At 63.0% G+C, this 25,335-nt stretch carries 22 protein-coding genes, 1 tRNA gene and 2 pseudogenes; 11 read left to right on the top strand and 14 right to left on the bottom strand.

The annotated features are described in order from the left end of the window. Positions 1-33: 33 nt before the first annotated feature. The 5 genes from narI to ACSJJT_RS03960 form a co-directional block, all read right to left on the bottom strand. The gene (gene narI / locus ACSJJT_RS03980) at positions 34-717 is read right to left on the bottom strand and encodes a respiratory nitrate reductase subunit gamma (RefSeq protein ID WP_435917101.1); all 684 of its coding nucleotides are present in this window, start codon (positions 715-717) and stop codon (positions 34-36) included. Beyond that, positions 714-1,298 carry a nitrate reductase molybdenum cofactor assembly chaperone gene (narJ, locus tag ACSJJT_RS03975; protein WP_435917368.1) on the bottom strand — a complete coding sequence of 195 codons (585 nt, stop codon included), beginning with the start codon at positions 1,296-1,298 and terminating at the stop codon, positions 714-716. Before narJ ends, narI begins: the two co-directional genes overlap by 4 nt. Positions 1,299-1,380: 82 nt before the next feature. Beyond that, positions 1,381-2,928 carry a nitrate reductase subunit beta gene (gene narH, locus ACSJJT_RS03970; protein WP_435917100.1) on the bottom strand — a complete coding sequence of 516 codons (1,548 nt, stop codon included), beginning with the start codon at positions 2,926-2,928 and terminating at the stop codon, positions 1,381-1,383. After that, a complete protein-coding gene (locus tag ACSJJT_RS03965) occupies positions 2,928-6,659 on the bottom strand; it encodes a nitrate reductase subunit alpha (protein WP_435917099.1) in 3,732 nt (1,243 codons plus the stop codon). The genes narH and ACSJJT_RS03965 overlap by 1 nt, the downstream gene beginning before the upstream one ends. A gap of 56 nt (positions 6,660-6,715) precedes the next feature. After that, positions 6,716-8,032 carry a nitrate/nitrite transporter gene (locus ACSJJT_RS03960; RefSeq protein WP_435917098.1) on the bottom strand — a complete coding sequence of 439 codons (1,317 nt, stop codon included), beginning with the start codon at positions 8,030-8,032 and terminating at the stop codon, positions 6,716-6,718. 422 nt (positions 8,033-8,454) lie between these two features. Between ACSJJT_RS03960 and mobA the strand changes: the two genes are divergently transcribed. The 3 genes from mobA (at position 8,455) to ACSJJT_RS03945 (ending at position 10,397) form a co-directional block, all read left to right on the top strand. Beyond that, positions 8,455-9,093 carry a molybdenum cofactor guanylyltransferase gene (gene mobA, locus ACSJJT_RS03955; protein ID WP_435917097.1) on the top strand — a complete coding sequence of 213 codons (639 nt, stop codon included), beginning with the start codon at positions 8,455-8,457 and terminating at the stop codon, positions 9,091-9,093. Between the two features lie 364 nt (positions 9,094-9,457). Next, a complete protein-coding gene (locus ACSJJT_RS03950) occupies positions 9,458-9,958 on the top strand; it encodes a MogA/MoaB family molybdenum cofactor biosynthesis protein (RefSeq protein ID WP_435917367.1) in 501 nt (166 codons plus the stop codon). A gap of 136 nt (positions 9,959-10,094) precedes the next feature. Further along, the gene (locus tag ACSJJT_RS03945; protein WP_435917096.1) at positions 10,095-10,397 is read left to right on the top strand and encodes a DUF6457 domain-containing protein; all 303 of its coding nucleotides are present in this window, start codon (positions 10,095-10,097) and stop codon (positions 10,395-10,397) included. A 456-nt stretch (positions 10,398-10,853) separates the two neighbouring features. Here ACSJJT_RS03945 and ACSJJT_RS03940 read toward each other — a convergent pair whose 3' ends face one another. From ACSJJT_RS03940 to ACSJJT_RS03905, 8 genes and pseudogenes are all read right to left on the bottom strand, one after another. Beyond that, complete coding sequence (locus ACSJJT_RS03940; protein ID WP_435917095.1) at positions 10,854-11,702, bottom strand: HesA/MoeB/ThiF family protein; 849 nt, start codon at positions 11,700-11,702, stop codon at positions 10,854-10,856. Continuing rightward, a pseudogene (locus ACSJJT_RS03935) lies at positions 11,699-12,154 on the bottom strand (hypothetical protein). Before ACSJJT_RS03935 ends, ACSJJT_RS03940 begins: the two are co-directional and overlap by 4 nt. Beyond that, positions 12,143-12,340, bottom strand: a pseudogene (locus tag ACSJJT_RS03930) (sulfur carrier protein ThiS); the annotation flags it as partial. The pseudogenes ACSJJT_RS03930 and ACSJJT_RS03935, both read right to left, overlap by 12 nt. 175 nt (positions 12,341-12,515) lie before the next feature. Beyond that, positions 12,516-12,791 (bottom strand): glycine oxidase ThiO, encoded by a 276-nt coding sequence (locus ACSJJT_RS03925; RefSeq protein WP_435917094.1) that lies wholly within the window; start codon positions 12,789-12,791, stop codon positions 12,516-12,518. A 52-nt stretch (positions 12,792-12,843) separates the two neighbouring features. Beyond that, positions 12,844-13,503, bottom strand: a complete 660-nt coding sequence (locus ACSJJT_RS03920) for an FAD-dependent oxidoreductase (protein WP_435917093.1) — start codon at positions 13,501-13,503, stop codon at positions 12,844-12,846. 48 nt (positions 13,504-13,551) lie between these two features. Then, complete coding sequence (locus ACSJJT_RS03915; protein WP_435917365.1) at positions 13,552-14,571, bottom strand: magnesium and cobalt transport protein CorA; 1,020 nt, start codon at positions 14,569-14,571, stop codon at positions 13,552-13,554. 84 nt (positions 14,572-14,655) lie between these two features. Further along, positions 14,656-16,158, bottom strand: a complete 1,503-nt coding sequence (locus ACSJJT_RS03910; RefSeq protein ID WP_435917092.1) for a uracil-xanthine permease family protein — start codon at positions 16,156-16,158, stop codon at positions 14,656-14,658. Between the two features lie 85 nt (positions 16,159-16,243). Further along, complete coding sequence (locus ACSJJT_RS03905; RefSeq protein WP_435917364.1) at positions 16,244-17,773, bottom strand: dolichyl-phosphate-mannose--protein mannosyltransferase; 1,530 nt, start codon at positions 17,771-17,773, stop codon at positions 16,244-16,246. A gap of 114 nt (positions 17,774-17,887) precedes the next feature. Here ACSJJT_RS03905 and rsmI point away from each other — a divergent pair, with 114 nt between their 5' ends. Genes rsmI through ACSJJT_RS03880 form a run of 5 tightly spaced genes read left to right on the top strand, consistent with a single transcriptional unit; the run spans position 17,888 to position 22,053 of the window. After that, on the top strand, positions 17,888-18,745 hold the full coding sequence (gene rsmI / locus ACSJJT_RS03900; protein WP_435917091.1) for a 16S rRNA (cytidine(1402)-2'-O)-methyltransferase: 858 nt from the start codon (positions 17,888-17,890) through the stop codon (positions 18,743-18,745). Continuing rightward, the gene (locus tag ACSJJT_RS03895) at positions 18,742-19,650 is read left to right on the top strand and encodes a TatD family hydrolase (RefSeq protein WP_065673643.1); all 909 of its coding nucleotides are present in this window, start codon (positions 18,742-18,744) and stop codon (positions 19,648-19,650) included. Before rsmI ends, ACSJJT_RS03895 begins: the two co-directional genes overlap by 4 nt. Further along, the gene (gene rsmA / locus ACSJJT_RS03890; RefSeq protein WP_435917090.1) at positions 19,647-20,543 is read left to right on the top strand and encodes a 16S rRNA (adenine(1518)-N(6)/adenine(1519)-N(6))-dimethyltransferase RsmA; all 897 of its coding nucleotides are present in this window, start codon (positions 19,647-19,649) and stop codon (positions 20,541-20,543) included. The genes ACSJJT_RS03895 and rsmA overlap by 4 nt, the downstream gene beginning before the upstream one ends. A 23-nt stretch (positions 20,544-20,566) precedes the next feature. Continuing rightward, positions 20,567-21,535 (top strand): 4-(cytidine 5'-diphospho)-2-C-methyl-D-erythritol kinase, encoded by a 969-nt coding sequence (locus ACSJJT_RS03885; RefSeq protein WP_435917089.1) that lies wholly within the window; start codon positions 20,567-20,569, stop codon positions 21,533-21,535. Next, positions 21,532-22,053 (top strand): MarR family winged helix-turn-helix transcriptional regulator, encoded by a 522-nt coding sequence (locus ACSJJT_RS03880; protein ID WP_435917088.1) that lies wholly within the window; start codon positions 21,532-21,534, stop codon positions 22,051-22,053. The genes ACSJJT_RS03885 and ACSJJT_RS03880 overlap by 4 nt, the downstream gene beginning before the upstream one ends. Here the strand turns inward: ACSJJT_RS03880 and ACSJJT_RS03875 are convergent. Then, a complete protein-coding gene (locus tag ACSJJT_RS03875; protein WP_015583165.1) occupies positions 22,035-22,667 on the bottom strand; it encodes a TetR/AcrR family transcriptional regulator in 633 nt (210 codons plus the stop codon). The genes ACSJJT_RS03880 and ACSJJT_RS03875 overlap by 19 nt on opposite strands. Before the next feature lie 130 nt (positions 22,668-22,797). On the opposite strand from ACSJJT_RS03875, the gene ACSJJT_RS03870 reads away from it, so the two are divergent. From ACSJJT_RS03870 to ACSJJT_RS03860, 3 genes are all read left to right on the top strand, one after another. Further along, positions 22,798-22,876 (top strand) — tRNA-Gln (locus ACSJJT_RS03870). 93 nt (positions 22,877-22,969) lie between these two features. Then, on the top strand, positions 22,970-24,268 hold the full coding sequence (gene glmU, locus ACSJJT_RS03865) for a bifunctional UDP-N-acetylglucosamine diphosphorylase/glucosamine-1-phosphate N-acetyltransferase GlmU (RefSeq protein WP_435917363.1): 1,299 nt from the start codon (positions 22,970-22,972) through the stop codon (positions 24,266-24,268). After that, positions 24,265-25,233, top strand: a complete 969-nt coding sequence (locus tag ACSJJT_RS03860) for a ribose-phosphate diphosphokinase (protein ID WP_435917087.1) — start codon at positions 24,265-24,267, stop codon at positions 25,231-25,233. The genes glmU and ACSJJT_RS03860 overlap by 4 nt, the downstream gene beginning before the upstream one ends. The last annotated feature ends 102 nt before the right edge of the window (positions 25,234-25,335 follow it).

Raw genomic sequence — 25,335 nt, 5'->3', positions numbered from 1 at the left:
CCTCACCACTCCACAGGGGCCGGCGGACCCCAATTACTCGCCTCGAGAGCGATACACGACATATGGTCTCGTCACGTAGCCCAGCGGTGCGGATACAGCATGCACGAGCCGGGTGAATGGCCACACGCTGATCAGGACCATCGCCGCCAGAACATGCATTTTGTAGTCCAACGGTACCGATGCCATCAAATCTGGTTGAGGGTGCAACAAGGCGATGGAGCGGAACCAAGGGCTGATCGTCTGTCGGTAATCGTATCCCCCACCTAACACCTGCTGGTGCAGCGTAGCCCAGCATCCCATCACCATTGCCACGGTGAGCAGCACATAGGTGACGATGTCCATTCGCGTCGTCGCCATTCTCACGGATCCCACGACGAGCCTGCGGTACAACAGGCCGAGAAGCCCCACGAAGGCGCACGTTCCGGCCAGACTGCCCAGAACGGTTGCCGTGACGTGGTACCCATCTTCGGTGATCCCGATGGCTGCGGTCCAGGATGCCGGTATCACGAGCCCCAACACATGGCCCAGAAAGACGAAGAGGACGCCGAAATGGAACAGTGGTGACGACCAGCGCAGGATGGCTGGTTCGTTCCACTGGCTGGACCGGCTCGTCCAGCCGAACTGGTCAGTACGGTATCGCCATATCATCCCCACAATGAGCAGAACGATGGACAGGTAGGGCAGTACCAGCCATGTGAGCATGGATCCCGTGTTCATGGTCTACTCCCAGTCGTGGAGTCCAAGGCAGTACGACCCACCAGCTCGAAGGGTGGGCCTTGGCTGATGAGACGCTGGTAGCGGGCGAGGGTCTGCTCGTCCAACGGTGACAGGAGGAGACACAATGCCTGCAGGAGATGTGCATATGGGCTGATTGCCGACCTCAGTGCTGATCGGATGACCTCCAGACCCTCTCGGTTGGCGCGGAGAAGTTCTTCACCGTCATCAGCGCGAGCTGCGAACTCCAAGACTACTGGAAGGTAGTCGGGAAGCTCATGTGGACTGGTCATCTCAAATCCGTTGCGTCGCATCACCTCGCGGAACCCCAGGATCGCAGCTCCTCTTTCCCGGGTGTCACCGGCGGAATAGTAACTGAGGTACAGAGCGCAGCGTCGCCGCTGATCGAAAGTCTCCACGTAGTGCTCCTGGAGGGCGCGCAGTCCCCAGTCCTCGGCGGTACGGCAGAAGATCATGATCTCCTCGCTGATTTGAGCAGGCATGAGATCACGTTCGTGACGCACGGCAGCGATGATGTCGGTCAGTCGTTCATCGGGGTAGTCCAGCAATAGACTCACCGCCATCTGCACGATGCGACGTTGGACGGGGGAGGAGTCCACGTGCGTCCTCGTCGGCATGCGTGCAGCCCCCAGGAAGACGCCCATCTCAGATCACCTCCAGAGGAAGGGTACGAGTCCCAGGTGGGGCAGAAGCCGGGGACGACATGCTGACCGTGTCATCGGTGCACAGATCTGTCGAGCAGCGGGGCACCTGGCTCACAGGGCAGTCGTCCAACTCCCTGATCCCGTTCGGCAGGTTGGTGCTGGTCGTGGGGATGACATAGCGGTCGTCGTACTTGGCGATGGACAGCAGTCGGTACATGTCCTGCATGTCGGCGCCGGTCATTCCGACCGTTGCGGGGATCGCCTCGTCACCTTCGTCGCCCAGGAAGATGTCGCGCATGTAGGAGCGCATAGTGGCAAGACGACGCAGCGAGAGCTCAACCGGGGCGGTGTCCCCGGCGGTGAACAGCCCGGCGAGGTATTCCAAGGGGATGCGCATCTGGCTGATTGCCGCCAGCAGCACCTTGTGGTTCTCACCGTCGTTTCCCGAGGCGGTGACGGTGTCGATGACCGGCGACAGCGGCGGCACGTACCAGACCATCGGTAGGGTGCGGTACTCCGGGTGCAGTGGCAGGGCAATCTGATAGCGGCTGATGAGCTGCCACACCGGTGACATTTGAGCTGCTTTGATCCAGGAGTGTGGGACGCCGTCGGCCCTGGCCTGTGTGATGACCTCGGGGTCGTTGGGGTTGAGGAGGATTTCTCTCTGGGCGGCATACAGGGTATGTGGGTCAGGTTGGGATGCAACCCGGGTGACTTGATCGGCGTCGTAGAGGAGCACTCCCAGGTAGCGCAGTCGTCCAACGCAGGTTTCCGAGCACACTGTTGGCTGTCCGGCCTCCAGACGTGGGTAGCACAGTGTGCATTTCTCGGCCTTGCCGGTGTGATGGTTGAAGAACACCTTCTTGTACGGGCAGCCGGACACGCACATGCGCCAGCCGCGGCAACGGTCCTGGTCGACGAGGACGATTCCATCCTCGGCGCGCTTGTAGATCGCTCCCGATGGGCACGACGACACGCAGGTCGGGTTGAGGCAGTGCTCGCAGATGCGTGGTAGGTAGAACATGAACGAGTCTTCGATGGATTTGCGCACCGTGAGGTTCATCTGGTGCAGCACCGGGTCCTGGTCGAGAATCTCCATGGATCCGCCAAGGTCGTCGTCCCAGTTCGGGCCCCAGTCGATGGTGTTCCGGTACTCACCGGTCAGGGCAGATGTGGCCCGGGCGGTGGGAACGTGTGGTGACGACGGTGTCGACAACAACTTGTCGTACTCGTAGGTCCAGGGTTCGTAGTAGTCGTTGACACCGGGAAGATTGGGATTGGCAAAGATCTTGCCCAAGGTTGCCATGCGTCCACCCTGACGTGGTACCAACCTGCCGGTACGAGTGCGTCGCCATCCCCCCTTCCACCGATCTTGGTTCTCCCAGCCGCGTGGATATCCGACTCCCGGGCGGGTCTCGACGTTGTTGAACCACATGTACTCGGTGCCCTCGCGATTGGTCCAGGCCTGCTTGCAGGTCACCGAGCAGGTGTGGCAGCCGATGCACTTGTCAAGGTTCATGACCATCGCGATCTGTGCCATGACCTTCATCAGAACGTCACCTCCTGGTCGCGACGCCGAATGAGCGTCACCTCGTCACGTTGGTTCCCGGTGGGGCCGTAGTAGTTGAAGGCGTAGCTGAGCTGGGCGTACCCGCCGATGAAGTGGCTGGGTTTGAGCATGATTCTGGTGAGTGAGTTGTGGGTGCCGCCACGCTTGCCGGACCGTTCACTGAGTGGGGTGTTCACGGTGCGTTCCTGACCGTGGTACATGAACACCGTTCCCTCGGGGATTCGGTGGCTGACGATGGCCCGGGCATCCACCGTGCCGTTGCGATTGTAGGCTTCCACCCAGTCGTTGTCGGTCACCCCGATCTTCTCGGCGTCCTTCGGCGACATCCAGATCGTCTGGCCACCACGGGCCAGGGTGAGCATGTGCAGGTTGTCGTAGTACTGGGAGTGGATGCCCCATTTGTTGTGCGGGGTCATGTAACGCACCGACACCACGGCGGCACCGTCGGAGTCGGTGCCCAGGTGTCCGACCGGTGGTTCGTCGTAGATGTGGGCAACGTCGAGTGGAGGTCGGTAGATTGGTAGGTTCTCACCTATGTCACGCATCCAGTCGTGGTCCAGGTAGTAGTGCATCCGCCCGGTGAGGGTGTGCCAAGGCTTGTGTCGTTCCATGTTGATGACGAAGGCCGAGTAACGGCGTCCACCATGTTCGGAGCCTGACCACTCCGGTGACGTGATGACTGGTTGTGGTTGGGTGACGGTGTCGGAGAAGGTTATCCTACGGTCCTGGGATCCGGCTGACAGGTCGGCCATCGTGGTTCCGGTACGCGCCTCCAGCTGCTCGAACCCAGTGGTGGCCAGACGACCGTTTGTGGTACCTGATGTGGCCAGGATCGTGTCGCAGGCCTTGATGGCGGTGTCGAGGAGTGGACGTCCGGCGCCGGGGCCGGTGTCGGCCACGCCGTGGCGTCGTGCCAGTTTGGCAACCTCCTTGTCGGGGTGGAAAGTCACGCCCTTTGTCGTCATGCCCAACTTGTCGGTGAGCGGCCCAAAGGTGTCGAACTTGGCCCCTACCTGGGTGTAGTCACGCTCGACGGTGATGAGTTTGGGCATCGTCACACCGGGTGTCCACTGCTTGTCGTCGCCTTCGTCACATTTCACGGTGCCGGCTGGGGTGGTCATCTCGTCGGGTGTGTCGTGCATGAGCGGGGCTGCGACGACGTCGGTACGGGTCCCCAGATGGGTACGTGCCATCTGTGAGACGAGGTGGGCGAGCGTCCGGAAGGTCTCGAAGTCGGTGCGTGCCTCCCACGGTGGGTCCACTGCCGGATTGAAGGAGTGGATGTAGGGGTGCATGTCCGTGCTCGAGAGGTCGTGTTTCTCGTACCAGGTGGCTGCCGGTAGGACGACGTCGGAGTGCAATGTGGTGGACGTGTTGCGGAAGTCTGCTGTCCACATGAGATCGAGTTTTCCGGCAGGGGCATCGTCGTGCCAGCGGATGCTGGTGGGACGTCTGTCCTCGGGCAGTTCGGTGGCACCGACGTCGTTCTCGCAACCGAGCATGTGTTTCATGAAGAACTCGGTGCCCTTGGCGCTGGAACCAAGCAGATTGGTACGCCAGTTCGCCAACAGACGTGGATGGTTCTGTGGTGCGTCGGGATCCTCACAGGCGAAACTCAAGGTGCCGTCCGCCAGTCTCTCACTGATGTACTCGGCTGGTTTCATGCCGGCTGCGGCAGCCTCGTCGGCCAGGTCGAGTGGGTTGCGGGTGAAGGTGGGATAGCTTGGTGTCCACCCTCGCCGGGCCGAGTCAATCATGCAGTCGGCTGTGGTACGTCCGGCAAGGGATCCGGCACCCAGCGGTGAGGCGATGCTCTCAGCTCGAGCCCCGTCGTAGCGCCACTGGTCGGTGGTGAGGTAATACCAAGCTGTGGCGATCATCTGACGGGCTGGTCGTGCCCAGTCCAGGGCGAAGGCGTAGTTGGCCCATCCCGTGAACGGGCGCACCTTCTCCTGACCCACGTAGTGTGCCCAGCCGCCGCCGTTGACTCCTTGGGTGGCGCACATGTTGGTCAGCGCCAGGAGAGTTCGGTAGATCTCGTCGGCATGGTAGAAGTGGTTGACACCGGCACCCATGAGGATCATGGATCGTCCGCCGGTCTGCAGTGAGTTGATGGCGAACTCGCGTCCGATCCGTTCGGCGGCAGCTGCCGGGACCCCGGTGAGCTCGGCTTGCCAGGCCGGGGTGCCAGGGACGGTCGGGTCGTCGTAGCCGGTGGGCCACTGACCGGGCAGCCCCTCACGATGGACGGCGTACTGGGCCAGCAACAGGTCGTAGACGGTGGTGACGAGATGGCCGTTGATCCTCCGGGCTGGTACACCACGGTGCACAGTCCCGCCCCCCAGACTCGTCTGGTCCGCGGTGGAGGGCAGGTCGAAGCGAGGTAGGGAGATCTTCACCGGCTGCCAGGAGTTGGTGTCCATCATGGTCGTCACCGGGTCGACACCGTCCATGTCGAGGTTCCAGTGCCCGACTCCGGACGTGGAGAACCGATCGGCCAGGGTACCCCCGGGATCCTTGGGCGATCCATCGGCTTCCATGACGAGCGGGCGGAACTCCGGATGCTCCGGACGGGTGTCGAGCTGTACCTTGTCAGCGGTGAGGAACTTTCCGGGGACGAAGGTCGTGGAGTCGTACTCGTCAAGTTCGACGAGGAAGGCTGCGTCGGTGTAGCGGCGCATGTAGTCCAGGAACATGGGTTCCCGACGACCGACGTGGAACTCCGAGAGGATGACGTGGCCCATGGCCATGGCCAGTGCCCCGTCGGTGCCCGAGGCGACGCGCAGCCACTCGTCGGCGAATTTCGTGTTGTCGGCGTAGTCGGGGCTCACGACGACGACCTTCTGGCCGTGATAGCGCGCCTCGGTCATGAAGTGGGCGTCGGGTGTGCGGGTCACCGGTACGTTGGACCCCCACATGATGAGGTACTGGGAGTTGAACCAGTCGCTGGACTCCGGCACGTCGGTCTGGTCCCCGAACACCTGGGGACTGGCTGGGGGCAGGTCGGCATACCAGTCGTAGAAGCTCAGCATGGTGCCACCGAGCAGTTCGGTGAACCGGGAGCCGGCACCGTAGGACACCATGGACATGGCTGGGATGACGGAGAACCCGGCGATGCGGTCGGGCCCGTGGGCCTTGATGGTGTGCACATAGGCCGCCGCGATGATTTGCGTGGCTTCCTCCCATGTCACACGTACCATACCGCCATGGCCGCGGGCACTCTTGTAGGCTCGGGAACACTCAGGGTCGTCGACGATGGCGGCCCAGGCGTCAACCGGATCGCCGAGTTCAGCCAGTTTCTCGCGCCAGAAGTCGAGCAGGACCGAACGCACGTAGGGATGACGGATGCGGGTGGGAGAGTACTCGTACCAGCTGAATGCTGCTCCACGAGGACAACCACGTGGTTCATAGTCGGGCATGTCGGGGCCGGTGGACGGGTAGTCGGTCTGCTGGGACTCCCAGGTGATGATGCCGTCCTTGACGTAGATCTTCCACGAACACGACCCGGTGCAGTTCACTCCGTGGGTGGAGCGAACCACCTTGTCGTGGGCCCAACGCTTCCGGTAGAAGGTGTCGGCCTCGCGCCCGCCTTCCAGGAACAGCTGGCGTGTGTCGGACGACGTCACTCCGCGACGCAGCCAGGTCCCCATCCTCAGCAATGTTGAACCACGTGGACGATTGGTGTCGGGTTGTTCGTCGTGCGTTGTCATCGGAAGTTCTCCTCCGTCAACCGAGTCATGATGTCTGGGTGGGGCTGGCCGGACCATCAGCCTGGATGGGGGGCACCGGGGCGGGCGTAACGGATCCAACAGATGATCGAACAGAGAATGCAGAAAGCGCTGCAGATCCAGAACCAGGTGACAGCTGTCATTGATGACAGGGCGACTCCGATGACGAATGGTCCGAAGCAACCGATGGCGGCGGTGAAACCGATGGCACCGCCAGCTTGTCGAGCAGGCATGATCATGGGCATTTGCTTGAAGGTTCCGGCATTGCCGATTCCGGCGAAGAAGAACATGGCGAGCATTCCCCACAGGAACCAGACGAACTGGTCGGGACTCGTCGGGTTGAGGAAGAAGGCGCAGAACCCCAGTGTCAACGCCATCCCGATGCCGGAGACAAAGGTCCATACCGCTCCCCCGAATCGGTCGCACAGTGGTCCCCAGATGACGCGGATCAAGGACCCGATGAGCGGACCGAGGAAGGCATAACTGGCGCCGGTCGGTAGGTTGGAGAATTGTCCAGCCAGGTTGCTGGTGTCCCCGTAGGTGTTGTTGATGAGCAGTCCGAACTGAGCACTGAACCCGCTGAACAGACCGAATGTCATGACGTACATGAGGGTCATGATCCATGTGTCCGTGTTGGAGAAGATGTCGATCTGCTGATGGAAGTTCGCCTTGACCGGAACATCCTTGAGCATGGTGAATGCCAGGATCCCTGCCAGGATTGTCCACGGCACGAAGACGATGGCGACGTTGTGCACCCACAAGGGGCTGCTGGCCGTGTGCTGCGGAGAGATCCACGTGATGCCAAGCAGTCCAAACCCCATGAGCCAGGGACCGAGCAGTTGGACAACCGACATGCCCAAGTTGCCGATGCCAGCCTGCACACCCAGTGCGGTGCCTTGCTTGCGCTTGGGGAAGAAATACCCCGTTGACGGCATGTAACCGGAGAACGAGCCACCACCGATACCGCACAGGAATGACAGCAGCAGCAGGGTGCCGAATCCGGTGGAGGGGTCCTGCACTGCGAAGAACCAGCCCATCATGGGGATGAGGTAGAGCAGCGAGCTGTATCCCACGAGTCTGCGGGTACCAATCACCGGGGGCAGGAACATGTAGACCAGCCGAATGAGTCCGCCCGACAGCCCAGGCATCGCGGTGAGCCAGTACAGTTGCGACTTCGTCAGGTGGAACCCAATGGCATTGAGCTTGGGCGCGATGGCGCTCACCAAGAACCATACACAGAATGCGATGACCATGGAGAACGTCGAAATGGTCAAGGTCCGCCATGCGATACGGGAATCCCAGCTTTCCTCGGGGTCCCAGTTCTCGATGCGATGGCGGGAGGGACTTGTGCTCACGGTGCCTCCGCGTGGGATCAGTTAATTAGCACGAAGTTTACCAGAGAAAACCGGTGCTGGGATGCTATCGGGCACTGCGTCCCAAGGTCGACATGGCCCAGGTTGCACTAGCGAGCTGGGGGCGGGCGACGAGGGATGTGATGACGTGCCTGGGAAGCACCGCGTTGGTGTGGGTTACATGAGGCTCGGAGACCTGCCAACCGGGTTGTGGAACCGACAAAAGCTTTCCACCTCGATGACGTCACCTTCACCGGGAGACTCGCCCAGTGAAACCAGGTGTCGTTCAGCGACGAGGTGTTGGCCTCATGGGCTTCATGTGCAGCTGGTCCCTCTCGTCATTTGCCAAGGACCGCGACCTGTCAAGACCAGATTTTCATCTTCTAGCGCCTGACAAGTCCTTGTTCTGAGGTTGCCTGCCCGTGGTGAGGCATGATCATGACATGACCGATCATCGTCTGGATGCCGTCATCCTCGCTGGAGGACGTGCCCGCCGACTGGGCGGGGTATCGAAGGCCGATTTGCGTGTAGGGGGGCGTCGTCTACTGGATGTCGTGATGGATGCAGTAGATCGGGCCCGTGAGGGGACGGAAGGCTGTGACGTCATCGTTGCCCGTGAATCGGTCGGGTTGCCTCGACGTGTATTGCGCACCATGGAGGAACCGCCCGGCTCTGGGCCGCTGGCCGGGATCGGCGCAGGATTGCGGGTTCTGCCTCCCGCTCGGCCGGGCGACTTGGTACTCGTCTGCGCAGTGGACTCCCCGGGGATTGGGAAGTGTATTCCGCAACTGTGCCGTGCCTTGGATGACACCTCGGTGAGCCACCTCGCCGGGGCGGTGGTCTTCGGAGGAACCCCGCAGCCTCGTCGTCAACTCCTGCAGGGGGTGTATCGACGAGTATCGTTGGAAGCAACAATGGTTGCTTCCGGCATGGTCATCAACCGCTCGGTGCACAGCGTGCTGGGAAATTTGGATTTACTCGATGTGCCGGTGAGCCCAGAAGTCTGTCGTGACCTCGACACCCCGGATGACCTGGAATGGTGGCGGAACCATGTCGCCGATTGAGCCTCCGGTTGACATGTTCTCGGAAGCCTTACTCGTCTGTTGCCCCGTCTGTTGTCCCGTCCTGGGTCATTCACGTTGGTCGAGGTGTGCGAGACGCTTTCTCTCAGAGAAACAGATGTTGAGCGCCTCTCGTCGCGGAAGGACCGCGCTCGGCCAGAAGCTGGGCATTGACGTGACTCCCAGGTGATGAAGAAGCTTCTGTTGGCGTCGCTGATGTTCGGCTTGCTGGCAGGCCTGCAGGCGATGACAGAATCTCTCCCCGCGCAACGTTCGGGGCATGCTTTCCAGCGAGTATGCGCTCCACTCAGCCGACTGGGGGTTGGTCAACGGTACTGCTGGTGAGGTCCCCGATAGTATTTCCCGCGTGGAAGAGATCAAGGCCCGTGTTATCACCGTTTCGGACCGTTGCGCCTCGGGAGCAGCGACGGATCGGTCTGGCCCTTTGGCCCTTTCGTTGCTCGCTGGCTTGGATTACAGCTGGCTTCGCCCCGAACCGGTGGTTGTCGTGCCCGACGGCATCGACTCGGTGCGTGGCGCCCTGAAGGACGCGCTGGCGCATGGATGCCGTCTTGTCGTCACCACTGGCGGAACGGGGGTATCGCCGCGTGACCTCACCCCGGAAGCTACTGAGCCAATGCTGGTTGCACGTCTGGATGGGTTGGCGGAACAGATCCGAGCCAATGGCGGTCATACTTCCGCCGTAGCGGGGCTTTCGCGCGGGCTGGTGGGAGTCACTTCGCGTGACTGTCAGGGGGCGCTCATCGTCAATGCCCCGGGATCCACCGGGGGGGTGAGCGATACCCTCGCCGTGATCGGTCCGGTGCTCGGGCACATCTTTAGCCAGCTTGCAGGTGGGGGACATTGATGCCCACCACACGCGGGACGGTGCGTCACATCTCGCAAGTCTGCGGAGTACGCTTTAGTTATGTGCGCCCCGTCCTCGGGTTGTTGTTGGGTCATAGGGTGTCTCCAGGACGAGAACAGGTGAGCTACTACGTGTGATGCCCATAAGATGTCAGGAGGAAATCGTGCCGCATCATGACGACAACCCGGAGAAAATGGCCCGGATGCGTGAATGGTTGAAGACCGCTGCCGACGAGCTGAGTGTTGACCCAACCATTTTAACAGATGCCGAGCAGCCCCTGCTCGATATGGTCTCGGCCATCTCTCACGGACCGTCACGCCCGGGGGCGCCGCTTACAGCCTTCCTCGTTGGTCTTGCCACTGCACAAGGTGGCGATGCGACGGAGCTGGCGAAGAAACTGACGCGGATTGCCGACCAGCGAGGCTCGGCACGAAGCTAAGGCCGTGCGAGGGGCGGTCGGATCGAGGCACCGAGCCGTGCGGGCGTTTCCCACTGCCTTGTCAGTGAGTTTGGTACGAGAGCTGTCGTAGCGTTTGACTGTGCTGTTGCACAATGCGGCAGTACGCTGCAACGAGTGTTTCTCTCGCGGCGGTCGTCGCATCCGGTGCCCGATACGGTTTTCCATTGCTGCTGTTAGCTATAGCGGTGTCTTGACCCAGAGCTAGTTGGGGCACGGGTGGGCCATGACGACGCCTCGGGGAAACCCACTTGTCGTTGTGTGGCGCGAACCCTCAGGAAAGCAGGGGCAACCATGCTGTCTGTCTTTGGCCCAACCAGCGCCATTCGCGGGCCCACCCTCGATCAGGCGGGGAAACCGCCGTACTGCAGTCGCTTCGTCGGAACGCCCAAATGTATCGAGACGCCAGAACAGTGCACCAAAATCATTGGTGATGGCTCACCGATCGGACGGGGGAAGCCACGTCACCGGTTCTCGGTCCGGTTCTGGGGCGAAACTGAGGGTGCGGGCGCCCATGTCGAGAGCGTCGACGACGACGAGCTTCCCCACGGAGGGCGCCCCGACCCCAGTGAGCACCTTGATGGCTTCGGCGGCCATCATTGACCCCACTTGACCGACGATCGGGCCGAATGTGCCTCCGACAGCGGCCGACGGTATTGAGTCGGCAGCGGGAATTTCGGGAAACAGGTCACGCAACATCGGTCCATGACCAGGCCAGAAGACCGATATCTGTCCTTGGTACTGCAGAATCGTTCCCCAGACCAGCGGGGTGCCGGTAATCTCGGCAGCATCGGAGACTAGGTAGCGGGTCGTGAAATTGTCCGTGCAATCGAGGACAAGGTCGTGATCCTTGACTAGGTCGAGCGCATTGTCGGTTCCCAAACGGGCGACGACGGCCTCCACCGCCAGCTGCGGGTCCAATCGGTGCGCCGCATCCTTGGCGCTAACGGCTTTGGGCCTTCCCACGTCGGCTTGGCGGTGGATCACCTGACGCTGCAGGTTGGACTCGTCAACGACGTCATCATCAAGGATTGTGAGGTGGCCGACCCCAGCCGCGGACAGGTATAGCAGCACCGGGGAGCCAAGTCCTCCGGCTCCGGCGACGAGTACCCGACTATCTCGTAGCCGCCGTTGGGCATCTTGCCCGAATCCGGGTAGGACGATGTGGCGGTCGTATCGGGTTAGGTCACGGCTGGTCAGCGACGTCTCAGGGGGCAAGTCTCCTACGGCATCGCGGTCACTGGCGGCACATAATGCCGCGTTGCCCACCGGGTTCGGAGCGCTCACAGGTTGTCGTCCTCTCTCGGGTCACGTACCCGTCGGTGACAATACCGTCGAAGGGCGAGCTGCCTCGCGCTAGACGCCGAGGTGGGATGCGTCCCGACCTGCGAGCTGCCCGTCCAGCCGCTTCGGCCATCCTCATTGCCTTGGCCGTGCCCACCGGTATTGTGGGCATGGGTTACTGCCGACGCCAGGAGCACCGCGTCGCACCCCAGTTCCATGGCCAGGGCGGTGATGCGGTGCCGCTGCAGGATCTCAAACACCGACTGACGAGCCCCGGCGACGACTCGACGTATGGCTACGGTCGCCAGTTGGGTTCCCGAAGCCACCAAGGCCCGTTCGAGGGTGACCATGCTCGTGCTACCGCCGGTGCCCATGATGAGTCGGGGTGTCAACTCCAGACCACCGATGCGCAGCGGCTCGTCGGGGTCCGTCGTTGCCCTCCTGTTCACGGCCATCGTAATCTCCAGAGGAGAGCCATCGACGGTCCGCCCGTCGGCTCTCAGCGTCTTGCCGGTACGGGCACTCACCAGATCAAGAATCGTCTCGTTACCGTCGTCGGCGTACGGATCTCCGTTGATCATCGTGGTGGTGCAACCGACATGGCTAGTCGCCATGTGTTCACCATTGTTCGTCGTCATGATGGCTACTTACCGGTTGCAGAATCGGAATGGGCTGACTGCCGTGAGTAGGACCGGGTCATTGTCCTTTTCGGTGTCGCAGATGAAATCTGCGTCAATCATGGAGCCAATAGCGGCCACAAGAATGCCGTGTCGAAAGTACCCCATCGAGACGGTGAGCCCGCCGCTACCCGTCCGATCATGGGCATGTCGTCGGGGAACCCGGGCGGGACTTGGCCGTCTTCTCGTAGATCTCGCAGTCGAGGATTCCGGGCACCAAGCGGTGGGCATCGCGTGGCAATTGATGGACTCCCTCGGCACGCACCCCCACCATGCCATCTTTCCGGGTCGTCGCGCTCAGGACGACGGTGTCATTGACGCGCGGGACAATGTAAACTGCATTGCCCTGCACGACGCCGCGGATGGTCCTTGTCACCAACAGCTGCAAGGCTTCGGGGACACGAAGGCACAGCACCTCACCTCGCACCGGTTTCTATCCCGGTCGCGAATACGACGTGACCGACGTGCTAGCTTCTGCCGTCGGCACCACGCAGACCAATCGCGCGATGATTCTCATCGAAGAGAACCTCACTGGCTCGGGTAGGCACGATCCGGTCACCAAGGATCTCCAGGATGGCACTGCACAGCCGCTGGGGATCGATTTGGTGATCGCCAGGCATGGCGACAGCCTCGACGCATCCTGGGCCCAGTGCTGGTTCTGCCACGCGTGCCTGATAGACGCTGATTCGGTTGATGTCCATGCCCATCCGGTGCTGGAGTTCCAGCAGTTCATTGAGGGTTTGATGATCGGCAGAATCCTCAGCGCAGACGAAGGTGGAACCCTCTCGATACCCGACTCCACCATCAGCGGGTAGCGGGCCGGTTGGTCCCAGACGGCCTCGGAGACCGGGGCGAGCATCCCGGCAGCAGCGAAACTGGTACCGGAGACTGGGGCGTCGCCCAAGATGGAGCCCTCGAGCCCGTGACGACGCAGTCGCCAGGTCGATGGTCCCGGCTTCGACGATGACGGCCGAGGAAGGGCGACCACGCCCCCACGGTGGAGGAATCGAAGCCTCGGGCCTCTGGCGGCTCTTATCGGCGTGACCCGTACCAAGTAAAAGCGGTCGGCGAATATGCCCGCTCAGCCGCGTCTCGTTCCGTGCGACTCCCGCGGAAACTTCTCCCATGATGGATCGTGGTCATGGAGGTATGGCCCGTGGCTCCGTCCTCCAGGCCTACAGCCAATTGTTCCTACGGAAGATGACGTAGAGAATCACACTGCTCGCCACCATGGCGAGTATGGAGTAGAGATAGCCAAATCGCCAGTGCAACTCAGGCATATTGTCGAAGTTCATACCATAAATCGACCCGATCAGGGTGGGGACGACGAGGATCGCTGCCCACCCAGAAATAATTTTGAGGTCCTCGTTGGATCGCTGGTCGACGAGGGTCGCATTCACGGTGAGGATCTGGGTGAGCAACTCCCGGATATCGGTGATTTGCGAGGAGATTCGGGCCAAGTGGTCGGCGACGTCGGCCAGATATGCCTGCAATTCTGGGGGCACTTGGTGCTTGGCCGATCCAGCCCTGAGAGCGGCAATGATGGGAATGAGTGGGTTGGTGGCGTGCTGCAGGTCGATAGCTTCTCGGGACAAGCGGTAGATGCGCTCGGGGGCCGCAGAGTCCCCGCTGAAGACCTGCCTCTCGATCTGCTCGATGTCGAACTGGATGCCACTGATGACGGGAAAGGTCTGATCAACGACACCGTCGAGGATGGTGTAAAGCACTGACTCCGGCCCATGACGCAGCAATTCCGGAGCACTGGGAAGACGCGGGGTCCACCTCAGGCTCGACAACTCGTCAGGGATGCGTTGCACGATGACGACGACGCAGTTGCGCTGCTTGATGACCTCGGCCTCGACGAAGGCCACATCCTCCATTGAGTCGATGTAGAACGGCGGGTGCAACACCAGGAACAGGGCATCCCCGTGGCGTTCCAGCTTGGGACGCTGGTGGCCTTCCACCAGGTCCTCGGCCAGTAGTGGGTCGAGGCGCATGAGGTCGACAAGGCGCTTGATCTGGGTCCGGTTCGGACTCTGCTCGACGATGATTCCCAGTCGCTCGGGGTGGCCGTCCAGCCAGGACAGCGTCGCTTCGATGTCAGCCTGGTGTTCCGGGTCGGCCGGGACTCCCTGCTCGAACCACTTGATGTCGACGATGCCGGGTTTGGTGTCGGCGATCGGTCCGGTCGCCACCGGTGAGGTGCCGCCGTGGGTTCTCGCGCTGGTTGGCGTGGTGTTCCTTGGCTGGGGTGTTGCTGCCATCGATCGCCTCCTCCGTCATCTGGGCCGCAAGCCTACTGCGTACGGCGTCGATCTCCCCTCACGACGACGACGGTCGTCGGGGGTGTCGTCGTCAACGTACATGCCAGGAGTGTCGAGGATGATGTTCGTGCCTCCGGCCGCGTCGGACAGCTCGTTGGGTGCGAGCCACTTGGCGAGGTGATAGACGCCGACTGTGACGATGGTGCCCAGGGCGATGCCGCCCAGGGTGAAGGAGTCGCTGAACTTCAGCGAGACGTCACCGACGCCGATGATGATGCCGGCTGCCACCGGGACGAGGTTCACCGGATTGCCGAAATCGACGTTGTTCTCCTTCCAGATCTTGGCACCCAGCAAGCCGATCATGCCGTAGAGGACGACGGTGATGCCGCCCAGTACCCCACCGGGAGTTGCCGAGATGACGGCACCGAACTTGGGGGAGAAGCCGAACAGGATCGCCACGACCGCAGCCACCACATAGGCGGCTGTGGAGTACACCCTCGTCGCTGCCATCACACCGATGTTCTCCGAGTAGGTTGTCGTCGGGCCCGCGCCGAGGAAGGTGGCCAGCATGGAGGTCGCACCGTCAGCGGCGACCGCTCGTCCGACCTGGTGATCGAGGTTCGTGCCGGTCATCTCGGCAACGGCCTTGACGTGACCGGTGTTTTCGGCGATGAGGGCGATGACGACCGGCAGGGCCAACAGGATGAAGGCCAGGTGGAAGGTCGGAAGGTGGAACCCGACGACGTTGGTGGCTGCGTAATGGGATCCGTTCTGGGCTTGGGGCAGATACTTCCACGTGTCCAGGTTCGTCACCGGGGGCAGGCCGAACCATGCCGAGTCATGCACGACCGACCAGTCCACTCGCGGTGCGACGCCGCCGTCGGCATGATGCAGTGGACCGAACACCAGATCTTCGATCCACGACAACACGTAACCGATGACCAAGGCCAGGAAAATGGCGATGCGGGAGATGAATCCGCGCGGTCCCACCGACAGTGCGATGACCAGCAACATGACGATGAGTGCGGTCCACTGATCGGTGGGCCAGTAGGTCTTGGCAACCACCGGGGCGAGGTTGAAGCCGATGAGCATGACGACGGCGCCAGTCACCGTCGGCGGCAGCACCTTGTGCACCACACGCGAACCGGCTGCCTGGATGATGATGCCGCAGATGAAGAGGGTCAGGCCCACGCACAACAGGGCGCCCGAGACGTCATTGGGTTTGCCGCCGGAGGCGTAGATGGCCGTCGCCACGCCGGGGAAGGCTGCCGAGGAGCCGAGGTAGGACGGCACCTCATGCTTGGTGACGAAGATGAAGACGAGGGTCGCGACACCCGACATCATCACTGCCAGTTGCGGGTTGAGGCCCATGAGGACGGGGAAGACGAAAGTTGCCCCGAACATCGCCACCACGTGCTGGGCTCCCAGCCCGATGGTTCGTCCCCATCCGAGCCTCTCGTCGGGAGCCACCACCTCACCTGGCTCCAGTACACCGCCGTTGTGCAGCTTCCAGATCATGGGCGTCCTTCCGGGTTGGTTCCCTTCCGGACCCTCAGCGTATCTGTTCGACGAGCAAATCCCCGTCGGGCGTCCGATGACCGACTCAGATCCAGGAGCGGAACCACATCCGTGCCAGCCATGCCTTTCGGGTCATGAGGCTGTCGGTGAGGATGGGATAGATGAAGGCGAAATCGGCCGCGACCAGGGCCATGACCGTGCCAACGACGATTGCACCGATGCGGCGTCGGCTGGTGGCCTTGGCCGGGCCAAGGATCTGACCGAGCCAGATCGCCAGGATCGTCACTGTGAACGGAATGATGCAGATGGCGTAGAAGAAGAACAACGGACGGTTGTCGTAGCGGAACCACGGGATCCACGTCGACATCATGGCGACGATCGGCAGGGTGAACCGCCAGTCACGGGCGAAGATCCACCAGATCACCGCGGCCACGAGGGCGAGTGCTGCGAACCACCACAGCACGGGGGTTCCGGTCGCGGAGATGACACGTAGGCAGGTGTCACCGACGGCCTCGCAACCTTGTTGTCCAGGCTTGATGTCGTTGACGGCGTCAATCCCGAGCGGTCGCTGATTGATCAACCAGCCGGATGGATTCGAGGCGTAGACGTGGGTCTGCGTCATCATGTATGAGCCGGTGTGGAAGTCGTACATCTGCTGGTGATAGTCCCACAGCGCGGCCAAGGGCTTTCCGGTCACTTTCGACAGACCCGGATCAGGATTCGGGCCAGCCCAGGACTTTCCGAAGACCATGTGTGGGTAGACCGAGAGCCACCGTGCCCACGTGGCGATGTAGCTGCCCACGGCCACGACGACCATGTAGAGGAAGGCCGGTATCCCGTCGCGCAGGAAGGACCACCAAGCCTTCTTGCCAGCACCGGCCAGTCGACGCGCCGACCAGTCCCAGATGACCGAGACGATGCCCATCGTCGCCAGCACGAACACGGAATTCCACTTGGTGGCGCAGGCCAGACCGAACATGACCCCTGCCACCAGGCGCCACGGCCGCCACCCCAGAGCTGGACCGAACACCCCATCAAGATGGGGTGTGCCGACGGCCCTCAGGTGAGCTGCCAGACGATGACGGAACCAGTCCCGGTCAGCTGCCACCGCGGAGACGCCCGCCACCAGGAAGAAGGCCTGGAAGATGTCGAGCAGTCCGACCCGGCTCATGACGAAGGCCAGGCCGTCGAGGGTGAGCAGGATGCCAGCAATGGCACCCACCATTGTGGATCGGGAGAGACGTCGAGCCAGCCGGATCGTCATGAGGACGAGCAGGGACCCGAAGACCACGGAGGCGAATCTCCAACCGAAGGAATTGAAACCGAACAGGTGTTCCCCGATCGCGATGAGCCACTTTCCCATCGGGGGATGGACGACGAACTCGGCGTCGGGTGTCCAGGTGCTCGTGATCCCGTTGACGATGTCAGCATTGGCCTTCGCGGCGTCGGGCCAGGTGCCCTCGTACCCCTGCTGGAGCATCGTCCAGGAATCCTTGGGGTAGTAGGTCTCGTCGAAGACGAGGTTCCTGGGAAAGCCGACATTCCACACCCGCAGCAGAAAAGCCACTGCGGTGATGAGGGCCGTGACGACCCAGCTCGTGTACTCGTCGGTCATTCGACCGTCGTCGAGACGCTCGATGGTCGACAAGGATCTTCTCGCTGCTGCCACATCGCCATGGTAGAGGGTCGGTGGGACGCCACCGTCGGTCCGGCGTGGGACGATGGTCAGGTGAACCAGGCACAATCGGGACGAGTCATCCTTGCGGGCACTCCCATCGGGGATCGCCGTAGCGCCTCGCCTGCCCTCGTCGAGACCCTGCGTGACGCCCGCATCATCGCAGCCGAGGACACCCGGCGACTACGCGACCTGTTGCGCCGCCTTGACGTCGAGACCTCTGCCCGGGTGGTGTCCTACTTCGAGGGCAACGAAGTGGCCCGAACCTCCGAGCTCATCGAGTGTCTCCTCGACGGTGATGACGTCGTGGTGGCCACCGATGCCGGAATGCCCTCAGTCTCTGACCCGGGATACCGGCTCGTCACCGCTGCCATCGAGCACGACATCGTCGTCACCTCGGTGCCCGGTCCGACTGCCGTGACGACCGCCCTGGCGATCTCGGGAATGCCGACTGACAGGTTCTGCTTCGAGGGATTCCTGCCGCGCAAATCGGGGGAGAGGCGGCGTCGTCTGGCTGAACTTGCCGACGAACCGCGCACCACTGTCGTCTACGAGGCTCCCCATCGGCTCGCCGATCTGCTCGACGATGCCGCTGAGATCCTCGGCACCGACCGACGCGCTGCGGTGTGCCGGGAATTGACGAAGACCTACGAGGAGGTTCGTCGCGGCGGTCTGGCAGAGCTGGCTGAATGGGCTCGTGAGAACGCCCGCGGCGAGATCACCATCGTCATCGAGGGAGCCAGGGGGAACTCCGTGAGTCTTGACGAGGCCGTCGAGATGGTCGCTGACCTCGCCGACGACGGAATCAAGCCGTCCAAGGCCAGCGCCCAGGTAGCACGGGCCACCGGTGTCGACCGACATGAGCTCTACGACGCCGTCCAGAATGCCTCGACCGACCAGGAGGAATCGTGAACGAAGCCATCCGTGAGGTACTGGCCGAGGCTGGCCTGCCGCCCCTGCCCGAGCCATTGGCCGCCCCTCTGGTGGACTCCCACACCCACCTCGACACGGTGGCCGACATCGTCCACCTCGATCCCGCCATCAGTCTGGCCGCCGCTCGTGAGGTCGGGGTAACCCACATTGCTCAAATCGGGTGCGACGTGGAGGGGTCCGAGTTCGCCGAGGAACTGGCGCGAACCCACAAGAACGTCATTGCGGCGGTGGCGATCCATCCCAATGACGCCGCCCGTCTGGGACGCAAGAAGATCGGCGATGCCCTCAAGCGCATCGATGACCTTGCCAGCGCCGGCGACCACGTCCGGGCCATCGGCGAGACTGGCATCGACCACTTCGGCACGACTGACGACGAGGGCCAGGCCCTCCAACGGGAGGTCTTCGCCGCCCACATCGCCCTGGCCCATGAGCACGGTCTCACCCTTGCGATCCACATGCGTGATGCCCGCAACGGTGGTGAGGGAGACGGTCCGACCCAGGGCCGACAGGCCCACGAAGACGTCGTCGACGTTCTCGACTCAGAAGGTTGGCCGGAGCGGGTCATCATGCACTGCTATTCCGGTGATGCCGACCTGGCCCGGATCTGCCTGGGGCACGGGGCATACCTGTCGTTCTCCGGGACGATCACTTTCAACTCTGCCGGCCCTCAGCGCGACGCCCTGGCGATCGCTCCCGACGACCGCATCCTCGTCGAGACCGACGCACCGTTCCTGACCCCGGTGCCACGCCGCGGCAAGCGCAACGGTCCCTATCTGCTGCCGCACACCGCCCGTTTCGTGGCACAGCAGCGTGGGTGGGACGAGACGCGCGCCTGCCAACAGCTCACTGACAACGCCTTTTCCGCTTATGGAGGTGCCTGGTGACCGAAACCGGATTGCTCGATCCCGCGTCGATCCGACGCATTGCCGGTCAGATCGGCCTGAGACCGACGAAAACCCGGGGGCAGAACTTCGTCCACGACGCCAACACGGTGCGCCGCATCGTGTCCCTGGCCCACGTGGGTCCCGATGACCGTGTCATCGAGGTCGGCCCAGGCCTGGGGTCGCTAACCCTCGGGTTGTTGGAGACCGGTGCCCAAGTCATCACCGTCGAGATTGACGAGGTGCTGGCCAACCAGCTGCCCGACACCGTCGCCGAGCGGATGCCCGAGGCTGCCGACAGGCTGGAGGTCATCCTCTCCGACGCCCTCGACGTCGATGCCGTCCCCGGTGCCGATCCGACCGCGTTGGTGGCGAACCTGCCCTACAACGTCGCTGTCCCGGTGTTGCTGCACATGCTGGCGATCTGTCCGCAATGGTCGACGGGTGTCGTCATGGTGCAGTCGGAGGTGGCCGACCGTCTGGTGGCCGTTCCGGGGTCCAAGATCTACGGGGTCCCCAGCGCCAAACTGGCCTGGTATGCCGAGGCGACCCGGGTGGGAAATGTCGCCCCGACGGTTTTCTGGCCGGTGCCCAACGTGGATTCCGGGTTAGTCCGGATCACGAGGAGACGTCCCCCCCAGATCGATGGACGAGCCCCTGAGGCCACTCGCTCCCAGGTCTTCCGCGTGGTTGACGCGGTCTTCGCGTCCCGTCGCAAGATGCTGAGATCAGCGCTGGCCGGGCTGTGCGGCGGATCGATGGCTGCCTCTGAGCTCATCAGCTCTGCCGGGATCGACCCGACGGTGCGGGGAGAAGCCCTTGGCATCGTGGAGTTGACCCGTGTCGCAGAGGCGCTGGCCCAAGCCGGTGTCCTCGGCGATCCGGGTCAGGTGTGAACTTCTGCCGGTACGGTAAGCACATGATGATGGACGATCCGTTCGACCTGCTCCGTCCCACGACTGTGACGGTGCGGGTCAGCGCCAAGGTCAATCTGGCGCTGGGGGTCGGCAGCCTTGCGCCTGACGGTTTCCACCCGCTGGCAACGGTCTTCGAGGCGATCGGGATTCACGACGAAGTGACGGTGACCCGTCGTGACGACAAACGCATCACCCTCACCGTCTCGGGAGAGGATGCCGACCAGGTTCCCACTGACGAGACCAACCTCGCCTGGCGGGCCGTGGAGATGGTGCGTGAGGAATTCGCCCTGGAGCGGGGGGAGCGCGATCATGGCGTCGATATTCACATCGACAAGTCCATTCCTGTCGCCGGTGGCATGGCAGGTGGGTCCGCTGATGCCGCTGGAGCCCTGCTCGCCGCAGCCGCCCTGTGTCGTCTTCCCGATTCTCCTGAGAGTCTGCAGCCGCTGGCCGCGCAGCTAGGCTCCGACGTGCCCTTCTGCCTCATGGGCGGGGTGGCGCTGGGTCGAGGGCGAGGGGACCGTCTGGCTCCGGTGATTTGTCGTGGCCGTCATCACTGGGTCATCGCCACCTCGAACCAGGGACTGTCCACCCCAGCCGTCTACCGACGTTTCGACGAGATGGGCGGGAACCCTGGGGGAGAGTCAGTTCCCAACGACCTCATCTCAGCCCTCACGCGGGGAGATCTCGACGCGGTCGCGGCCACCATGAGCAATGATCTTCAGGCCCCCGCTGTTGACCTGCGTCCCGAACTCGGCGAGGTGCTGGAAGTCGGGAAGGAAGCTGGAGCTCTTACCGCTCTCGTCTCGGGTTCCGGACCCACCTGCGCCTTCCTCGTGCGCGACTCCGCCGGGGCCAAGAAGGTCAGCGGGGCCGTGTCCGCCCTACCGCAGGTCAATCGCACCAGGACGGCCCGCGGCCCGGCCTCCGGCGCTCAGGTGTTGCCGGGGCCGGTGGGGAGCTTCGCATGACGACCTCCCACCAGCACCAGGACCCGAAGGACGCCGTCGACGTCATTATCGCGGCATGGGCGAGGGAGCGACCCGACCTGCCCGTCGAGGTGATGGAGGTGTGGTCGCGCGTCACCAGGCTGGCACGTCGCCTTGATCGAGACCGGTCCAAGGCATTCTCACAATGGGACCTGGAGGGCTGGGAATTCGACGTCCTGGCAGCCCTGCGACGCTCCGGGGAGCCCTATCAGCTCAGCCCCGGGCAGCTCCTCAGCGAGCTTGAGGTCGCCTCGGGGACGATGACGAATCGGATTACCAGACTGTCAGATCGTGGCCTGGTGTATCGTCTGCCTCACCCCAAGGACGGTCGCGGGGTCATCGTCGAGCTCACCGATGCCGGACGAGATCGGGTCGACGGAGCTCTGGCAGCCTTGTTGGAATCCGAGGGACGTCTCCTCGACTCGATGGACCCGCAGGCCGTTGAGCAACTGGGCCGGGGACTGCGCGCGGTGCTGGCTCGTCAGGAAGAGCTGGACTGATCCTCTTCCCGCTCGCTGTGGCGGGTGAGACGTGGGTTTTCCGACACCCGTGCCAGCCCGTTGAAGGCCAGGTCGACGAGGTGAGCGGCGACGATTTCCTTGGCTGGTTCCCGGGTGTCGATCCAGGCCTGTCCTGCCATGCCCACCATCCCGGTGAGTGCCGGGGCATAAAGGGGTGAGAAGGAGGCGTCGAAGCCGTGACGGTTGAAGTTGTCGGCGAGAATCCCTTCCGCCCAGGAAGCGACGTCAGAAAGGATCGAGGCGTAGGAGCCGGTCGTTGATCCGACCGAGGAATCTCGGGAGATGATGCGAAATCCATCGGGGCGATCATCGATGTAGTCCAGCAGGGCCAGCACCGCGGACTCCAGGGTGCGGCGTGGTCCCTGCTTCGGGCGGGTCATCGCGGCATTGAGGGAGTCCTGCAGCAGGCGCACCTCCCGATCGACGACGACGGCGTAGAGCCCGTCCTTGGACCCGAAGTGCTCGTAGACGACGGGTTTCGAAACTCCTGCGGTGGCAGCGATCTCCTCGACGGAGGTGCCCGCGACGCCGTTGTCAGCGAAGAGACGACGCGCCACGCTGATGAGCTGCTCGCGGCGCTGTCCGCTGGTCATCCGAGCCCGGGGGTGCCTGGAAGGTCGGGATGCGGGCGTCGACGTCATGGCATCGAGCCTACTCAGGCCCGTTGCGTGGCCGAATCGCGGTCCATGCTCTAGGGTTGGGGGGACTCGGTTTGCCGAGCGTTCCCCGGTTGGTCTGCCGGCAGGGCCCGCCTGACTTTGAATCAGGATCAGCGACGCAGGTTCGACTCCTGCCCGGGGAGCTCATCTACCCTGTCGTACCTCCTCACGGTGCGGTGCGACCGCGTGACGGCTACAGTTGGCCCTGCATGCCGCATTCGAACTGGGAGAGCACCGTGACGTCCAGCCCGTCCACTGACCGAACCGAGATCGACGGAGTGGCCGCCGTCATCGTGCTGGCTGCTGGCGGTGGCACCCGCATGAAGTCCTCGAAGTCTAAACTGCTCCACGAAGTTGCCGGTCGACCCATGCTGTCGTGGGCCGTAGGAGCGGCACGCGGACTCAACCCAGAGCATCTCGTCGTGGTCGTCGGACATCGTCGCGATCAGGTAGAGGCCCATCTGGCTGATGACGCCCCCGACGTCACCACCGCGGTTCAGGCCGAGCAGAAGGGCACCGGTCATGCTGTCGCGTGCGGTCTTGACGGCCTGGGCGAGCTTCACGGTGAGATCGTCGTCACCTATGGCGACGTCCCCATGCTCACCGGAGAAACCCTCCGGCAGATGGTCGAGGTCCACCGCGAGCGTCGCAATCTCGTCACCGTTCTCACTGCCGAGGTCGATGATCCCACGGGATATGGGCGCATCCTACGTGACGGGGAAGCCGTCGTCGGAATCGTCGAACACAAGGACGCCGACGAGGCACAGCGGGCCGTCCGAGAGATCAACTCCGGCATCTACGTCTTTGACGCCGAGGCCCTGCGCGACGGCGTGTCCAAGCTGTCCAACGACAACGCCCAGGGTGAGTACTACCTCACCGACGTCGCCACCATGGCTGCCGATGGCACCATCGAGGTCCCCGGTCGTGGTCGTGTCGGCGCCTTCCGTATTGACGACGTCTGGCAGACCGAGGGAGTCAACGACCGGGTTCAGCTGGCTCGCATGAATGCCGAGGTCAACCGACGCGTTGTCACCGCATGGATGCGCGCCGGGGTCACCGTCATCGATCCGTCCTCCACCTGGATCCAGCCGGATGTCGATCTCGGCAATGACGTCACCTTGTATCCAGGAGTTTTCCTCAACGGAGCCACGACGATCGCCTCCGCGGCCATCATCGGGCCGGATGTCATCGTCACCGACTCCGAGATTCGGGAAGGGGCCACTGTCACTCGGTCCGAGGTCACACTCGCCGTCGTCGGTGAGGGAGTGCGCGTCGGCCCGTTCTCCAACATCCGCCCCGGCTCCGTCCTCGACCGCGACGCCAAGGTCGGAGCCTTCGTCGAGACCAAGAACACCCACGTCGGAACCGAGGCGGCCATACCCCACATGGCCTACGTCGACGATTCCGAGGTGACTGCAGGATCCTCCGTCGTTGTCGGATCCGTTCTCTCCCGGGAGTGCGCCGCTCCCGCCACCGACTCGGACATCACGTCCGACAGCCAAGACGACACCCTTAGCCCGGAGGCTGACCAGTGAGTGGAACCACCCGTCCGAACAACAAGCACCTCATGATCTGCTCAGGACGGGCCTATCCCGAACTTGCCGAGCAGATCGCCGCCGAACTCGGCGTCGACCTCGTCCCCTCGCGTCAGGTCACCTACGCCAACTCCGAAATCTACGTGCAGTTCCAGGAGTCCGTGCGTGGCTGCGACGCGTTCGTCATCCAGTCCCACAGCGCCCCGGTGAACGAGGCCATGATGGAACAGCTCATCATGGTCGACGCCCTCAAGAGGGCCTCGGCCAAGCGCATCACCGTGGTCTCCCCGTTCTACCCCTACGCCCGCCAGGACAAGAAGCACTTGGGCCGCGAGCCCATCTCTGCTCGCCTCATGGCCGACCTTTACCAGGCCGCCGGCGCCGACCGCATCATGTCGGTCGATCTGCACGCTGCCCAGATCCAGGGATTCTTCGACGGACCGGTCGATCACCTCTGGGCCCTGCCGGTGCTCGCCGACTACGTCGCCTCCAAGTACGACAACTCCGACATGGTCGTCGTCTCCCCGGATGCCGGCCGTGTGCGTCTGGCCGACATGTGGACCGATAAGATTGGCTGTCAGCTGGCCATCATCCACAAGCGTCGCGACCCGAACAAGGCCAACGAGACGACCACCCATGAGGTCGTGGGTGAGGTCGAGGGCAAGACCTGCCTGCTCGTTGACGACATGATCGACACCGCCGGTACGATGTGCCAGGCAGCCTCGGCCCTCAAGAAGCACGGTGCCAAGCGCGTCATCGCAGCCGCCACTCACCCGATCCTGTCGGATCCTGCCGCCGAGCGCATCAACAACTCCCCGATCGAGGAGCTCATCGTCACCAACACCCTCAGGATTCGTGACGACATCAACATCCCCTCGATGACGGTGTTGTCCATCGCCCCGCTCATCGCAAAGGCGATCCAGGAGGTCTTCGAGGACGGGTCGGTCACCAGCCTGTTCCGCTGACATGAGAGCTCAGCCGCCCATGGCACCGCTTGTGCTGTGGGCGGCTTTGCATTTGGGGGACGACGTCGTCGTGCCGTACAGTGGCCTTGCTTGGCGAGGGAC

The sequence above is a fragment of the Cutibacterium nasicola genome (assembly GCF_051303185.1).
Taxonomy (GTDB): Bacteria; Actinomycetota; Actinomycetes; order Propionibacteriales; family Propionibacteriaceae; genus Cutibacterium.
Note: the sequence above shows the minus strand (reverse complement) of the source record. Positions and strands in the feature narration are given on the sequence as shown.